We start from the raw sequence: 13324 nt of genomic DNA on the forward strand, positions 1-13324 counted from the left end.
TATGACCCTACAAGAAAAATATTGGGACGATGCGCAAGAAGGCGACGAGTGTGTCAGCCCGAGTTACACCGTGACCAAGGCGCGCATCCTGGCCTATGCCGACCTCACGGGTGACCACACCCCCGTGCATGTCGACGAAGCCTATGCCAATGCCAGCCATTTTGGTGGCCTGGTCGCCCACGGTCTGTTTGGTCTGAGCATTGCCGACGGCCTCAAAACCCAAAGTGACTACCGTTTTTTACCCGGCATATCGTTGGGCTGGACCTGGGATTTTGCACTGCCCATCAAAGTGAATGACGTGCTGCACGTCAAATTCCGGGTCGGCAGCATGCGCGCCAGTAACAGTAAACCTGAGTGGGGCATCGTGGTGCTGCCTGCTGAATTGATCAACCAGAACGGCGAGGTGGTCCAGCGCGGAGAGCATCGCCTCATGGTTCCACGTAGGCCAAAAGCATGAGCCAGCCATTACCCCTGCAGGGGATTCGCGTAATCGACTATAGCCATTTTCTCGCAGGCCCCTACGTCGGTCGTTGTTTGGCTGGCTTGGGTGCTGAGGTGATCAAAGTCGAGCGGCCCGGTAGCGGTGATGCCGGCCGCCAGCATGCCTTCACCCTGGACGATCACCAGAGCGGCTATTTCCTCCAGTTGAACATGGGCAAGCGCGGGGTCAGCGTTAATATGCGCGACCCGCGCGGTCAGGCGTTCATGCAGAAACTATGCGACTCGGCCGACGTGTTTATCGAAAACTACCGCCCCGGCGCCCTGGAAAAACTGGGCTTGGGCTATGCCGAGCTGTCAGCGCGCAATCCCAAGTTGGTGTATTGCTCGATCTCGGCCTACGGCCACACCGGCCCCGACGCTCACCGCGCAGGCTTTGGCCTGATCGCCGAAGCCAAAAGCGGCATCATGCAGATGGTGGGTAATCCCGGTGAGGCGCCGCCCTTGCTGCGTATCTCCTTGGGCGATATGTACACGGGCATTCACGCGGTGGCGGCGATCAATGCCGCGCTGCTCGGGCGCGTCACTAGCGGTCGTGGGCAGCACATCGATATGGCGTTGTACGACACCCTAGTGTCAATGCACGAGTACGCGGTGCAATGCTACACCCTGTCCAACGGCGAAATCTTGCCCCAACAAACTGGCCACGACATGCCCACGTCGACCTTGTACGGGGTGTTCAGGGCGGCCGATGGTGATTTGGTGATCGCCGCGCAAGTGGATGAGGCCTGGAAACGCTTCGCCACCATGCTGGAGCACAACGGAGCACCTGCAGGCTTCGGGGCTGATACTCGCTTTCATACCAGCAGCGGCCGTAACAGCCACCGCGTGGAGATACTGGAGGTGGTCAAAGGGTGGGTCGGCGCCCGCCCCACGGCGCAAATTCTTGCCCTATTGGACGAGATCGACGTGCCCAGCGCTAAGGTCCAGCGTATCGACGAGGTCATCGCCGACCCGCAAATCAAGGCGCGTAATATGATCATGGAGCAGGAGCACCCACGCTACGGCACTCTGCGCATGCCCAACCTACCGTTCCGCTTTTCAGATTGCGATACGACCATCCAGCAAGTGGCCCCTGATCTGGGCCAGCACAATGCCCAAATCGCTGCAGAATTAGGTTTTAGTGAAGCGGACATCTGCGCCATGCAGGCCGATGGCGTGTTGTTTTCCGCACGGAGATGCGCAATGACAGACCGTTATAGCGTAATTGGCAGACCTATCAGCCACACCAAATCGCCCCTTATTCATGGGCTGTTCGCCGAGGTAACTGAGCAGGACATTACCTATGGCGCCATTGAAGGTTCTCTCGAAGGCTTCACCGATCAGGTACTGACCTTCGCCACGGAAGGCGGCCGCGGCATGAACATTACCGCGCCTTTCAAACTGCAAGCCTTTGAACTGGCTGACCTGCGTAGCGAGCGGGCGACCTTGGCTCGTGCGTGCAATGCGTTGAAATTCGAGCAGGGTAAAATCTATGCCGAAAACTTTGACGGCATTGGGCTGCTGCGCGATATCCAGCACAATCTTCAGGTGCCGTTGGTCGGCCGGAAGGTCTTGCTGCTAGGGGCCGGTGGCGCCGTTCGAGGGGCATTGCTGCCTTTTCTCGAAGCAGGCCCGCAATGTCTGGTCATTGCCAATCGCGACCTGGACAAAGCCCATGCCTTAGCCGCTGAAGTCAATGATGCCCGCGTGCAAGTCTGCGCTTACCCTGCGTTGCAGGGGCAAGTGTTCGATGTGGTGATCAACGCCACGTCTGCCAGCCTCAGCAGCGAGTTGCCGCCGATCGCCGAAGGGCTCTTTCAGCAGGCGCTATTGGCCTATGAACTGGCCTATGGAAAAGGCCTGACGCCTTTCTTGCGCTTGGCCCAAGAGGCCGGGGTCGCCCATTTGGCGGATGGCGTTGGCATGTTGGTGGAGCAGGCGGCTGAAGCCTTCGAATGGTGGCGTGGGGTTCGTCCTGAAACGCGCCCGGTCATTGACCGCCTTACCGTCCCGTTGGTGTAGGGGCCTCACGGCAAAACATGTGGCCAGCGGCTGGCCACTCAATAAACCGCTAGCACCCTATAGACCTGCTGCGCTACCTGCAGCTCGTCATCCTCGAATTTGCCCAGCAGCTGTTGGCCCAACGGCGAGCGCGGGGTGATGACGGTAGCCACTAACCCCACCCGGGTGATTTTCAACCCCGCGGCCTCGGGGCCGAGGAAAAACCAATGCGCCTGGCCGGCCGCCGTTTGCAGTTGGGCCAATGCGCCGAGTTGAATGCCTTCGTCTTCCTTGTAAGGGCGTACCACCAGCTGGCGGTACAGCCCCAGCGCCTGGCGAATTTCTTCCATGCGCCGGGCCTGCCCGGTGGCCAGATACGAGGCTTCCAGGCCCAGGGTGTCGTATTTGTTTTCGGCGACGTTGGCTTCGTCAGTGGCGGCCTCGTAAGCAGTTTGGGCGGCCCGCTGAATAATGTCGAAATCCACTTCCAGGCGTTCGACGATGGCGCGCAATAGCTGAATCTTGTCCATTTCAGTTGCAAAACTGGTTGATATTGGCGCGGCTTTTTTCGCTCGGGGCGGTCTGGTTCTGCTGCAACCAAAACTGGCACTTGGGGTTGGCCTGATTGCGCGGGTTGCTCAGGGCCTGATCCTCGAACTGGCGTTGCTCCTGGCGCTGCAAGTTGTCCTGATATTGTTCGAACATGCCGTTGCTGTCCGGCGCTGGCGGTGGCCGTTGCAGTGCTGGTGCTGGTGCAGACGGGGCGACTGCTGCAGCCGCAACTGGTGGCGCGCTGAACCAATGGGGGACCAGCCAATAAGCGCTTAGCCCAATGGCCACGCCGCCCAGCCATAGGCCAACGGCAATGCACAGGGTGAGTTTGACGGCGTCGAGGCTGACAGCCAGGGAGCGACGGTGGGCGGGACGGGGCATGGTTGCCTCCTGGCAAAGGTATGGCGCAGATTGTAAGGCTTCGTCGGCGCTACCGCTGGCCCTTCTTTATGCAGGACAATAGCGGTTTTGCGCACCCATCAATGGAGCCTGTCATGCAGCAGCGCTGGGATATCTTTTGCAGTGTTGTCGATAATTACGGCGACATTGGCGTGACCTGGCGATTAGCCCGACAACTGGTGGCTGAGCACCGCCTAGCGGTCAGATTGTGGGTCGACGACCTGCATGCGTTTACCCGGCTTTGCCCCACGGCCCGCGCCGATGCGTTCAGCCAGTGGCAAGCTGGGGTTGAAGTTTGCCACTGGCAGGCCGAATGGCCCGAAACATTACCGGCCGAGGTAGTAATCGGCGCTTTTGCCTGCCAACTGCCTGGCGCCTATGTCGAGGCCATGAACCGATTGTCGAGCAAACCTTTATGGCTGAACCTCGACTACCTGAGCGCCGAGGACTGGGTGCCGGGTTGCCACGGCTTACCCTCACCCCAGCCCGGCGGGTTAAATAAGCTATTTTTCTTCCCAGGCTTCGTCGAAAACACCGGCGGCCTGCTGCGTGAGCACGACTTGCTCGCCCGGCGCCGTGCTTTTCAGGCGGCCCCCCAGGCCCGTGCCGAGTTTCTCGCCCAGTTGGGGGTGGTACTAGCCGCGGATACTTGCCTGCTGAGCCTGTTCGCCTATGAGAACCCTGGGTTGTCGGAGTGGCTCGACGCCTTGGCCAGCGGGCCTCAGGCCAGCCACCTGCTGGTGCCGGAGGGGCGAGCGCTGGCCGATGTTCGGGCCTGGCTGGGCGTGCCGACCCTGGCGGTGGGGGCGATGCACGCGCGGGGCTGGCTGACGGTGCAGGTAGTGCCGTTCGTTAGCCAGGACGACTACGACCGGTTGCTGTGGTGTTGCGACTTCAATGCAGTGCGGGGCGAAGACTCTTTTGTGCGTGCGCAGTGGGCAGGCCGACCAATGGTGTGGCACATCTACCCGCAGGAAGAAGCGGTGCACCTGGTCAAGCTGGAAGCGTTCTTGCAACTCTATAGCGACACCCTGTCGGCGCCCGCGCGCCAGGCATTGCAAGGGTTTTGGCTGGCTTGGAACCTGGGTGAGGGCATCGCCGCGCATTGGCAAGGGCTGCAAGCGCACGCTGGCGAGTTGCGTGGGCACGCCGAACGCTGGTGCGATAAACAAGCTGAACGAGTTGATCTTGCCATGGCGCTGGTGCAGCTTTAGCGAAATTGGCTATGATATGCGGCCTAGATTTTTGTAATCACCATCCAAATTCGGATACTCGTAATGAAAACTGGTAAAGAACTGAAACCCGGCACCGTGATCCGTCTCGAAAACGATCCTTGGTTGGTGCAGAAAGCGGAATTCACCAAGTCGGGTCGCAACAGCGCGATCATGAAGACCAAGCTGAAGAACCTGCTCACCGGCTACAAGACCGAAATCGTCTACAGTGCCGATGACAAGCTGGACGACGTGATCCTGGACCGCAAGGAAGCCACCTTGTCGTTCATCAGTGGCGACACCTACACGTTCATGGATACCACTGACTACACCATGTATGAACTCAACGGCGAAGACATCGAAGCCGTTCTGCCGTTCATCGAAGAAGGCATGACCGACGTCTGCGAAGCTGTGTTTTTCGAAGACCGCCTGGTGTCCGTTGACTTGCCGACCACCATCGTCCGTCAGGTTGACTACACCGAAGGCTCGGCTCGCGGCGACACCTCCGGTAAAGTCATGAAGCCTGCCAAGCTGAAAAACGGCACTGAGCTGAGCGTGGCAGACTTCGTCGAGATCGGCGACTGGATCGAAATCGACACCCGTGATGGCGGTTCTTACAAAGGCCGCGCCAAGGTTTAAACCTCGCCTGCGCCTCGCCATGAAAAAAGCCCGTATCTCATCGATACGGGCTTTTTTTTGCGCTTGATTCGCCGCTTATACGCTGACGTGCAGACGCACATCGACATTACCGCGGGTGGCGTTGGAGTACGGGCACACCTTATGGGCAGCCTCAACCAACGCTTGTGCGTCGCTCTGTTCCAGGCCGGGCAGGCTAACTTCCAGGTCGATGTCGAGGCCAAAACCGCCTTCGATCTGGCCAATGCCGACTTTGGCTGTGATGGCGGTAGCGTCAGGTACCTTGCGCTGGGTTTGGGCGGCAACGAACTTCAACGCGCCAATAAAGCAGGCCGAGTAACCGGCAGCGAACAACTGCTCAGGGTTGGTAGCAGCGCCACCGGCACCACCCAGTTCTTTCGGGGTGGCCAGCTTGACGTCGAGGATGTTATCGCTGGATACGGCACGGCCATCACGGCCGCCAGTGGAGGTTGCTGTAGCGATATAGAGTGGCTTCATGGAATCACCTGTTGAGCTGGAGTGAACGGTTAGGAGCGTTGAGCGCTGTAGAATTAATTTATCGAGCTAATATTTAGCGCGCAATAGTATTTTTCGAGATGCCGACGAGTGGTGCGTATTGGCGGGGTGATTCAGCCAAGCGGCGACGAGCGTCGCCGCGTTCGGCTTCAGAGGCTGTCTTGCAAATTAGCGCGTAGTTTCAGCAGTTTTTTCTGCAGGCTTTGCAACTCTTCCATGCTTTGCCCACTGGCCTCAAGGATGCACTGCGGCACTTGTTGGGCCTTAGCCTGGAGGGCGCGCCCGGCGCTGGTGAGCTCGACGATCACCACACGCTCGTCGTCGCGGCTGCGGGTGCGGCTGAGCAACCCCTCGACTTCCAGGCGCTTGAGCAGGGGGGTCAGGGAGCCAGGGTCGGTCAATAGGCGCGTACTGATTTCACCGACCGTCAGGCCGTCTTTTTCCCACAGCACCAGCATGGTCAGGTATTGCGGGTAGGTCAGGCTCAAGTGCTGTAACAGAGGTTTGTAGACCTTGGTCATCAGCAGCGAAGTGGAATACAGCGCAAAGCACATCTGGCTGTCGAGCAGCAGATCGTCGCAGCGTACGGAGGCCTCTTTCTTTACAGTGTCGACGTTCATACTGATCCTCTATTCGTAGTGCGTCCGAATTTAACGTCATGGCCTTTGGTGTGCCAGCTTGGTTGCTGGTCGTGCGCTGCGCAAGCCGTGACTTGTAACGTTTTGAACGTCGGACGCCGCCCATAGTTCGCTTTGATTCAAACAAAGCGAAAAGCCTCTGTAGGTTCGGCGGCTGGTAGGATGCAGGTCTGATTCGTTTTCGGAGGTCTGCATGGTCGAGTGGGTGTTGTATTTGCTGTTGGGGGCGGCGATGGGCACCCTGGGCGGAGTGTTCGGGATCGGTGGGGGGCTCATTGCGATCCCGGCCCTGGGCATTCTTTTCGGCTTGGACCAGCAGTTAGCGCAAGGGACAGCTCTGGTGATGGTGGTGCCTAACGTGGTGCTGGCCATGTGGCGATACCACCAGCGTAACCGTATCGAATTGCGCCATGCATTGCCCCTGGCCGGGGCCGGGCTGATCTTCGCCTTTATCGGCTCGTTAGTCGCCGTCGAGCTCGACCCCAAGGCCATGCGCCTGGGGTTCGTGGTGTTTTTAATCGCCTTGGCGCTGTACAACGTCTTGCAGATGTTCCGTGCGAAAACCCCCGCCAGTGCCCAGTTACGCTACCCATGGCCTTGGTTGGGCGTGCTGGGTGCGGGGGCAGGGCTGCTGGGCGGGTTTTTCGGCGTCGGCGGGGCGGTGCTGGCTACGCCGGTGTTAACGGTGGTGTTCGGCACCACCCAGGTGGTTGCCCAGGGGCTGTCCCTGGCCTTGGCCGCCCCCAGCACGGCCATTACCCTGGCCACCTATGCACTGCATCACCACGTCGACTGGTACTTGGGGTTGCCCTTGGCCTTGGGCGGCCTGCTCAGTATCAGTTGGGGGGTCAAAGTCGCCCACGCCTTGCCGGAGAAACTCCTGCGAGGGGCTTTCTGTGGCTTCCTGGTGGTTTGTGCCGCCTTGTTGATGGTCAAAGCCTGAAGCCTTCGGCAATGTGTTCGGCCAGGGTCTCGGTGACGGCGTTCTGGCTTTGCCGGTTGCGTACCAGCATCACATTGGCCATGGGCAGTTGCGGCAGGCCCTCGGCGCTGCCAAGGATGCATAAGTCAGGGGTGATCAGGCTCTGAATTTGCGCGGTCACGGCCAAGCCGGCGCTGACCACCGCCATCAGCGCCGATAAACTGGGGCTGCTGTAAGCCACCCGGTAGGCAATTTGCGCAGCGTCCAGGGCATTGCAGGCCCAGGCCCTGCAGAAGCACTCGGTATTGAACATCGCCAGCGGCATGGGGTTCTGCTCGCGCGGGTTGAAGCCCCGCGCCTGGGCCCACACAAAGCGTTCCTGGCGCAACAGCTGGCCCATTTCGTGGCCGGGCTCTCGGGTGACGATGGTCAGGTCCAGGTCTTTGCGGGTCAGCAATTGTGTGGAGCTTTCGCAGTGCACATCCACCTGCACTAACGGATACGCCTGGGCAAAGCGCGAGAGAATGCCCGGCAAGTAGCGCATGGCGTAGTCGTCTGGCGTGCCGATACGCACGCTGCCCACCATATGCGGCTCGCGCAGCGTGCTGAAGACCTCACTGTGCAGCTTTAAGATGCGCCGCGCATAGCCCAGCAGCACTTGCCCTTCGGCGGTCAACTGCATTTGGCGCCCATCGCGCACGAATAGCTGGCGTTGCAGGATGTCCTCCTCGAGCCGCTTCATTTGCATGCTGACCGCCGACTGCGTGCGATTGACCTTGGCGCCGGCGCGGGTGAAGCCGCCTTCTTCAGCAATGGCGACAAAGGTCCGTAACACTTCGGAATCGATACTCTGATAGCTGGACAATAGATCAATCTCGCAAATGCATTGCATAAGAAACATTCGTTGGATTGATTCTACGGCCGGCGAGACACTTTCGTCATTCCAATCGGAGGATGAGCAGATGAAAGGTCAAGGGTGCAATGCGCAGGTGGAGTGCGGGTCGAGGTCGACCTTTAGGGACTTCTGGCTAGGTGCGGTTGGCCGGCTGCTACGTTGGTACGCACTGGCCAGGCAGCGCCAGCAGCTGGCCAGTTTGTCTGACAGGGCCCTCAAAGATGTCGGCCTGAGCCGCGCCGACATCTATCAGGAAGCGCAGCGGCCGTTTTGGGATGACCCGCTGAGCAAATAGGCGCTGCGCCGCTCTTAGCGGCGCACCTGCTTCAGGGTTTCGGCGATCAGGAAGGCCAATTCCAGTGACTGATCGGCGTTCATCCGGGGGTCGCAATGGGTGTGGTAGCGGTCCGACAAACCTGCCTCGGTGATAGGGCGGGCGCCACCGATGCATTCGGTCACGTTCTGCCCGGTCATCTCGATGTGGATGCCACCAGCGTAGCTGCCCTCGGCCTGATGCACCTGGAAGAACTGTTTCACTTCGCTGAGGATCTGCGCCAGGTCGCGGGTCTTGTAACCGCTGCTGGCCTTGATGGTATTGCCATGCATCGGGTCGCAACTCCAGAGCACCTGGCGGCCCTCGCTCTCCACCGCACGAATGAGCGCCGGCAAGTGCTCGCCCACCTTGCTCGCGCCCATGCGCGCGATCAGGTTAAGGCGGCCAGGGTCGTTACTGGGGTTAAGGACGTCGATCAGGCGCAGCAGCTGTTCGGTGTCCATGCTCGGCCCCACCTTGACGCCGATCGGGTTGTGCACGCCGCGCAGAAACTCCACGTGGGCGCCGTCCAGTTGGCGCGTGCGGTCGCCGATCCACAGCATGTGCGCGGAACAGTCGTAGTAGTCGTTGGTCAGGCTGTCGCGGCGCACGAAAGCTTCTTCGTAGTTGAGCAGCAGCGCTTCATGGGCGGTGAAAAAACTGGTTTCGCGCAACTGCGGCGAGCTGTCCATGCCACAGGCGCGCATGAACGCCAGGGTTTCGTCGATACGGTCGGCCAGCCGATGGTACTTTTCGGCCAGCGCAGAGTTGGCGATGAAGTCCAGGTTCCACTTGTGCACCTGATGCAGGTCGGCAAAGCCGCCCTGGGCGAAGGCGCGGAGCAGGTTCAAGGTGGCGGTGGATTGGTTATAGGCCTGAACCAGGCGCTCGGGGTCGGGCACCCGGCTCTTTTCATCGAAGCCGATGCCGTTGACGATATCGCCCCGGTAGGCGGGCAGGGTCACCTCACCTTGGGTTTCAGCGTCGGCCGAGCGCGGCTTGGCGAACTGCCCCGCCATGCGCCCGACCTTGACCACCGGGCAACCTGCGGCAAAGGTCATGACAATGGCCATTTGCAGCAAAACCTTGAAGGTGTCGCGAATTTTCGCCGCCGAGAATTCGGCGAAACTTTCGGCGCAGTCGCCCCCTTGCAGCAGAAACGCACGGCCCTGGGTGACCTCGCTGAACTGGCGGCGCAGCTCCCGGGCTTCTCCGGCGAACACCAGCGGCGGGTAGCTGGCCAGCCGTTGCTGGACGTCTTGCAGGTGAGCCGCATCGGGGTAGGCGGGCTGTTGCTGGATGGGCAGGGCGCGCCAGCTGTCGGGAGTCCAGGGGTGAGTCATGGGGGCAGGCTCGGTCTTGTTGTAGGAAATGGCAGGGCGCAATGGTAACAGAGCCGGCCTCTGACCGAGCCTAGGGCACGTTATTGCGCTCATGCCGATACGCGCTGATCGCCTCGTACACGGCCTTGCGTAAACGGTTGATGCCGCCGATGGGCCGGTGCGCTTCAATACCGTGCCACGGGTTGAACGAGAGGTTATCGCACATCAGGTTCTGCTCCGGCGTATCGAAGTCCTGGGCCGGCACACGGATCGTGGCCACGGTCTGGAAGGGCGCGTCGGCTTCTTTCCATTGCACACTGGTGTCTTCGATAGGCATGTAGCGGCTGGCGTCCTGGCGCTGCACCTGCAGGGTAAAGCAGGCCGGTTGGCGGTCGGTGGAGAGCTGCTGGTAAAGGGCACTGCGCAGAAAGTTGGGCAGCTCGCGGTTTTGCGCGGGCGGTGTGTAAGCCGGGCAGCGCGCGGGGTCGGGCGTTACCCGGAACTTGGCGTTAGCGCTGCCGAACTTGTACGGCGACACCGAAAAATAGGTGGTTTGCAATGGTGTAGGCGGTGCCTCGGACAGCGTCGACAGTGCGATCAACATATGCCGGACCTCCCAACTGCGTGGATCAATGCTGGGGAAGAACGCCATGGCTTTTTGACCATTGGCTTGGGCCGCAATGTTCTGACGGTACTCGGCGACATCTCGCACAAAGAAATTGGCATGGTTGAACATCACGAAGTCTTGTTCATGGCGTTGCTGCTGGGAAGGCATCAGGGCTTCCCCAGGGACGTCGAGCAACTTCACGGCCATGCCCCGTGCATCCTTGACGCTGTCGAACTGCGGGTAGGCGTTGCCGTTGGATAACCGCACCCAGGCCTGCCAGGTTTTGCCCGGCTCGCTGAACACACCCTGGCGCAACGCCGGGTCGAGTTGCGGCAGTACCGTGACCTCGGCTTTGACGCAGCCATGGGCCTTGGCGTGGGCATCACGCAGGTAGCGGGTACCCTCGCGGTGCTGGTCGACGATGCGCACGGCGGTTTGGATGATGTCTTGGGTCATGCCCGCTTCGCCTGGCGGGATCTGCTCGTCGGCAGACACCGGCCCGGAGAACTTCCAGGCGTACCAAAGGCTGCCCAGCAGCCACGTCAGCAGCCCCAGGCTTACTAACAGCAACAGTATGCGCAATGACCATTTGCCAATGAACAACCACAGCCGCCCAGGCCGGCTGACTTTCTGGGGTGGGAACAAACGACGTTCGATCATGGCAGTGAGGTCTCCAACGGGCCACCGAGTACTTTCAAGTATTCGAGCAGCGCCCAGCGCTCCTCGGGCTGCAGCAGGCGGCCGATAACGCCTCGGCCACGGGGGCCGTCGCGAAACTCGTGGCCGCTGTTACGGTTGCCAGTGATCTGGGTGTCATACAGGAAACCGCCCTCGAACGCCTCGGTGCGGTAGCCCAGATGCTGTGGGTCGTAATCGAGGTTGCCGCGGTAGAAGGTGGTCATGCGTTCGTCTTGGGGCGACAGCAGTTGATAGATACTCGGGACGGAGCCGTTATGCAGGAACGGCGGCGTCGCCCACACCCCTGCCAGTGGCCGCGATTTATACGCGCGCATTTCCCGCACGCCGATTTTCAGGCCAAAACCGTCCATTTCCCTGCGTTCGTCAGGGGTGACGCCGGCTTCGCGGTACGCCCGCTCTTCCACGAAAGCGGTGACGTACGCCAGGCCCTTGGCCACGGAGATGCGCGCCAGGTCGAGCTTTTCCACGGGTGTATCGGTGGTCACCGGCAGAGCCTTCAGGTCCTGAGTGCTCCACTGCAACGCGGTGACGTCGAAGCGGTGCTCGGCGATATTGTCGGCGGCGGTCGGGTCGGTACCAATGTAGTCGGTGGGCCACATCTTCAACTCGGCCACTGGCCGCTCGCCGCCCAGGGTGACGGGCGGCACGTGGCAGAACGCGCAGTTTTCGCCGAACAAGGCCTTGCCGCGGGCCGCGCGCTGCAGGTCGATTTTGCCCAGCAATGCTTCCGGCCAGGCCGGCGGCTTGAGCCGTTGCAAGGCTTGTTCTATCTGGTGCAGATCACGCACGCGCACGCTGGAGGGGTAGCGCGCGTCGCCGGTGAGCGGCTGGCGGTGGTCGTCGAAGAAGTTCAAGGTGGCCCCCACCCCCAGGGCTTCACCGATATTGCGCGCCATCGGCTGTTCGGCGGAGCCGTTCCACTGTACCCAGTCGAAGGTCCAGATGTCCCACAGTTGCGGGTAATCCACCGGGGCATTGGCCACGCGGTAGTTGGCCTGGCTGATGGCGTCACCAAAGGTCGCATTGGCGATGCGGCCGAACGCGTCAGTACGGCCGGGGCCTTCGAGGGTGGGGTAGAGGCCGCGATGGGTGTCGTTCCAGGCGGTTTTGATAAAGGTCCGCAGCGCCACCTTGAATTGTTCGCGCAGGGTGTTTTTGTCCTGCTCGTAGCGCTCTCCTAGCACGCCTTTAGCGAAGCGTTCGAATTTCCAGGGTATGTAGTAGGTCGCGGCCATGCTTGCCACCAGTGCCTGGCCAAAACTGCCACCTTTGAGGGTCGGCACGCTTGACGGCAGCACGTGCTGCGCGGTGCCGCCGTCGATGCGAATGGCCTGGCCCTTAAAGTGCAGCTCGCCGGTGTGGCAGGCGGCGCAGGTGATGTCCAGGTACTCGGCCGGGTCCGCTGGGTTGGCATTGACGTGCCGGGTAAAACCCACCGGCAGGTTGCCGGGGTTCTGTGGTGTGGGCTGTTGCCCTGGGGCCAGCAGGAAGCCAAAGCGCCCAAGCTGCTCGGGAGTGGCGAACAATTCGCTGGAAAAAGGCATCTCCAGGTGCAGGAACCACTGGTAGCGGATGCCTTTGACCTGGGTACCTTGCGGCGTGTAGTAATAGGTGTCGCGGTCGGCCTGGCTCCACTGATCCAGGTACTGCAGATTTTGTGCAGGCTCATAGCGTGGCAGGTTTGGATTGGCCGTGTAATAGAGCACCACGCACAGGCCGATCACGGCTAGCACGGCCAAAAAGGCCAGGGCACGGTAGATAAGGCGCACGTTTGTTCACTTCCTTGTTTTGGGTCGGGGCGATTTAGCCTGAATACCTGGGCGCATGGCAAGTGGCTATCTCTGAAGATGTTGCCTGAATCTTCCTAGGACTATCCGCCTGAGCGCCGCCAGTGCCTCGCAACAGGGCACTGAGCGCAGGGACGGTGCACCCAGCCCCGATCCGGCCACGGCGAATCCCCGTTCAGCCCCTGAATAAAGGGCATTGGCGAAGCCTGGCGCACACCTTGCAAGAGTCCGTCCATTGAGTAGGTCCCGATAGCGGTCGACGACGATCGCATAACGAACACGACAAAGGCGCCGTGTTGTCTCCCCACTGCATTGAGTGGGGGGCCAGCAGGGCGCTTTTTTTTTG

The 13324-nt window shown here is 60.7% G+C and carries 14 protein-coding genes and 1 pseudogene; 7 read left to right on the forward strand and 8 right to left on the reverse strand.

From position 1 onward, the window contains the following. The first annotated feature begins 1 nt into the window (after position 1). The 3 genes and pseudogenes from QCL65_RS08390 to aroE all read left to right on the forward strand — a co-directional run bounded on the left by QCL65_RS08390 (position 2) and on the right by aroE (position 2502). On the forward strand, positions 2–457 hold the full coding sequence (locus QCL65_RS08390; RefSeq protein ID WP_407315749.1) for a MaoC family dehydratase: 456 nt from the start codon (positions 2–4) through the stop codon (positions 455–457). Then, positions 454–1687 (forward strand): annotated as a pseudogene (locus QCL65_RS08395) (CaiB/BaiF CoA transferase family protein). Before QCL65_RS08390 ends, QCL65_RS08395 begins: the two are co-directional and overlap by 4 nt. Further along, entirely contained in the window at positions 1684–2502 is an 819-nt protein-coding gene (aroE, locus tag QCL65_RS08400; RefSeq protein WP_407315750.1) for a shikimate dehydrogenase, read from the forward strand. The pseudogene QCL65_RS08395 and the gene aroE overlap by 4 nt, the downstream one beginning before the upstream one ends. Positions 2503–2540: 38 nt before the next feature. Here aroE and QCL65_RS08405 read toward each other — a convergent pair whose 3' ends face one another. Next, complete coding sequence (locus QCL65_RS08405; RefSeq protein WP_407315751.1) at positions 2541–3011, reverse strand: transcription elongation factor GreAB; 471 nt, start codon at positions 3009–3011, stop codon at positions 2541–2543. A 1-nt stretch (position 3012) separates the two neighbouring features. Next, on the reverse strand, positions 3013–3414 hold the full coding sequence (locus tag QCL65_RS08410) for a hypothetical protein (protein WP_407315752.1): 402 nt from the start codon (positions 3412–3414) through the stop codon (positions 3013–3015). A gap of 113 nt (positions 3415–3527) precedes the next feature. Between QCL65_RS08410 and earP the strand changes: the two genes are divergently transcribed. Together earP and QCL65_RS08420 are read left to right on the forward strand one after the other, a co-directional pair. Further along, a complete protein-coding gene (earP, locus tag QCL65_RS08415; RefSeq protein WP_407315753.1) occupies positions 3528–4646 on the forward strand; it encodes an elongation factor P maturation arginine rhamnosyltransferase EarP in 1119 nt (372 codons plus the stop codon). Between the two features lie 63 nt (positions 4647–4709). Further along, a complete protein-coding gene (locus QCL65_RS08420) occupies positions 4710–5282 on the forward strand; it encodes an elongation factor P (RefSeq protein WP_407315754.1) in 573 nt (190 codons plus the stop codon). A 75-nt stretch (positions 5283–5357) separates the two neighbouring features. Here the strand turns inward: QCL65_RS08420 and QCL65_RS08425 are convergent, their stop codons facing one another. Together QCL65_RS08425 and QCL65_RS08430 are read right to left on the reverse strand one after the other, a co-directional pair. Next, entirely contained in the window at positions 5358–5777 is a 420-nt protein-coding gene (locus QCL65_RS08425) for an organic hydroperoxide resistance protein (RefSeq protein WP_407315755.1), read from the reverse strand. 167 nt (positions 5778–5944) lie between these two features. Continuing rightward, positions 5945–6415 (reverse strand): MarR family winged helix-turn-helix transcriptional regulator, encoded by a 471-nt coding sequence (locus QCL65_RS08430; protein WP_407315756.1) that lies wholly within the window; start codon positions 6413–6415, stop codon positions 5945–5947. Positions 6416–6626: 211 nt separating this feature from the next. Here QCL65_RS08430 and QCL65_RS08435 point away from each other — a divergent pair, with 211 nt between their 5' ends. Then, positions 6627–7376, forward strand: coding sequence for a sulfite exporter TauE/SafE family protein (locus QCL65_RS08435; RefSeq protein ID WP_407315757.1), 750 nt, complete (start codon positions 6627–6629; stop codon positions 7374–7376). On the opposite strand, the gene QCL65_RS08440 is transcribed toward QCL65_RS08435, so the two are convergent. Beyond that, the gene (locus QCL65_RS08440) at positions 7366–8256 is read right to left on the reverse strand and encodes a LysR substrate-binding domain-containing protein (RefSeq protein ID WP_407315758.1); all 891 of its coding nucleotides are present in this window, start codon (positions 8254–8256) and stop codon (positions 7366–7368) included. The two genes, QCL65_RS08435 and QCL65_RS08440, sit on opposite strands and share 11 nt — an antisense overlap. A 61-nt stretch (positions 8257–8317) precedes the next feature. Here QCL65_RS08440 and QCL65_RS08445 point away from each other — a divergent pair, with 61 nt between their 5' ends. Further along, entirely contained in the window at positions 8318–8545 is a 228-nt protein-coding gene (locus QCL65_RS08445) for a DUF1127 domain-containing protein (protein ID WP_407315759.1), read from the forward strand. 14 nt (positions 8546–8559) lie between these two features. Here the strand turns inward: QCL65_RS08445 and QCL65_RS08450 are convergent, their stop codons facing one another. The 3 genes from QCL65_RS08450 to QCL65_RS08460 all read right to left on the reverse strand — a co-directional run bounded on the left by QCL65_RS08450 (position 8560) and on the right by QCL65_RS08460 (position 12960). Continuing rightward, complete coding sequence (locus QCL65_RS08450) at positions 8560–9906, reverse strand: class II 3-deoxy-7-phosphoheptulonate synthase (protein ID WP_407315760.1); 1347 nt, start codon at positions 9904–9906, stop codon at positions 8560–8562. A 70-nt stretch (positions 9907–9976) separates the two neighbouring features. Continuing rightward, a complete protein-coding gene (locus QCL65_RS08455; RefSeq protein ID WP_407315761.1) occupies positions 9977–11152 on the reverse strand; it encodes a catalase family protein in 1176 nt (391 codons plus the stop codon). Next, the gene (locus QCL65_RS08460) at positions 11149–12960 is read right to left on the reverse strand and encodes a di-heme-cytochrome C peroxidase (protein ID WP_407315762.1); all 1812 of its coding nucleotides are present in this window, start codon (positions 12958–12960) and stop codon (positions 11149–11151) included. Before QCL65_RS08460 ends, QCL65_RS08455 begins: the two co-directional genes overlap by 4 nt. Between the last annotated feature and the right edge of the window lie 364 nt (positions 12961–13324).

It is taken from the genome of Pseudomonas sp. nanlin1 (assembly GCF_045571515.1).
Taxonomy (GTDB): Bacteria; Pseudomonadota; Gammaproteobacteria; order Pseudomonadales; family Pseudomonadaceae; genus Aquipseudomonas.

What these genes read in the sequence shown, in the direction of transcription:
- aroE (WP_407315750.1), top strand. Translation starts at nt 1,684, where the DNA reads ATGACAGACCGTTATAGCGTAATTGGCAGACCTATCAGCCACACCAAA.
- QCL65_RS08405 (WP_407315751.1), bottom strand. Translation starts at nt 3,011, where the DNA reads ATGGACAAGATTCAGCTATTGCGCGCCATCGTCGAACGCCTGGAAGTG.
- QCL65_RS08430 (WP_407315756.1), bottom strand. Translation starts at nt 6,415, where the DNA reads ATGAACGTCGACACTGTAAAGAAAGAGGCCTCCGTACGCTGCGACGAT.
- QCL65_RS08390 (WP_407315749.1), top strand. Translation starts at nt 2, where the DNA reads ATGACCCTACAAGAAAAATATTGGGACGATGCGCAAGAAGGCGACGAG.
- QCL65_RS08435 (WP_407315757.1), top strand. Translation starts at nt 6,627, where the DNA reads ATGGTCGAGTGGGTGTTGTATTTGCTGTTGGGGGCGGCGATGGGCACC.
- QCL65_RS08440 (WP_407315758.1), bottom strand. Translation starts at nt 8,256, where the DNA reads ATGTTTCTTATGCAATGCATTTGCGAGATTGATCTATTGTCCAGCTAT.
- QCL65_RS08445 (WP_407315759.1), top strand. Translation starts at nt 8,318, where the DNA reads ATGAAAGGTCAAGGGTGCAATGCGCAGGTGGAGTGCGGGTCGAGGTCG.
- QCL65_RS08450 (WP_407315760.1), bottom strand. Translation starts at nt 9,906, where the DNA reads ATGACTCACCCCTGGACTCCCGACAGCTGGCGCGCCCTGCCCATCCAG.
- earP (WP_407315753.1), top strand. Translation starts at nt 3,528, where the DNA reads ATGCAGCAGCGCTGGGATATCTTTTGCAGTGTTGTCGATAATTACGGC.
- QCL65_RS08410 (WP_407315752.1), bottom strand. Translation starts at nt 3,414, where the DNA reads ATGCCCCGTCCCGCCCACCGTCGCTCCCTGGCTGTCAGCCTCGACGCC.
- QCL65_RS08425 (WP_407315755.1), bottom strand. Translation starts at nt 5,777, where the DNA reads ATGAAGCCACTCTATATCGCTACAGCAACCTCCACTGGCGGCCGTGAT.
- QCL65_RS08455 (WP_407315761.1), bottom strand. Translation starts at nt 11,152, where the DNA reads ATGATCGAACGTCGTTTGTTCCCACCCCAGAAAGTCAGCCGGCCTGGG.
- QCL65_RS08420 (WP_407315754.1), top strand. Translation starts at nt 4,710, where the DNA reads ATGAAAACTGGTAAAGAACTGAAACCCGGCACCGTGATCCGTCTCGAA.